Annotated in this window: 1 protein-coding gene and 1 pseudogene; one reads left to right on the top strand and one right to left on the bottom strand. The window is 71.5% G+C overall.

Annotated features, from left to right (window positions below; genetic code table 11):
- Positions 1 to 163 (top strand): annotated as a pseudogene (locus tag DSP71_RS22830) (MFS transporter); the annotation flags it as partial.
- 3 nt (positions 164 to 166) lie between these two features.
- Here DSP71_RS22830 and DSP71_RS00560 read toward each other — a convergent pair.
- Positions 167 to 452 (bottom strand): response regulator transcription factor (locus DSP71_RS00560; protein WP_147251146.1); only part of this gene is annotated, 286 nt, incomplete at its 5' end.

Raw genomic sequence — 452 nt, forward strand, 5'->3', positions numbered from 1 at the left:
CGGCGGCCCGCCGGTGCTCGGAATCATCAGCGAGCACATCGGTCTGCTCAACACGCTGTTCATCCTGGTCGCGCTGGTCGTGATGTCCGGGCTGTTCTCGGGTGCTGCGCGTCCGCTCCGCGACGACGAGAAGAGCTCGGTCGCGACGGTCGCACAGGGCTGAGCGTCAGTCGTCGCGGCCGCGTACGAGCGCGGCCGCATGCGACCGACTGCGTGCGCCGAGCTTGGTGAGCACGTTCGAGACGTGCGTCTTGACCGTGGGGACCGAGATGCGCAGTCGCGCGGCGAGCTGGGCGTTCGACCACCCCTGCAGGATCCCGTCGAGGACGTCCTGCTCCCTGGCCGTCAGCTCGACCATCCCCTCGCGGCGCCTGACCTGTGCCGGCACGGCGGCGCTCTCGGCGACGGCGGCGAGCGCTCGGCGCGTCACCCGCGGATCGAGCGCGCCTTCG

It is taken from the genome of Microbacterium sp. H6 (assembly GCF_003314775.1).
Lineage (GTDB): Bacteria > Actinomycetota > Actinomycetes > Actinomycetales > Microbacteriaceae > Microbacterium > Microbacterium oxydans.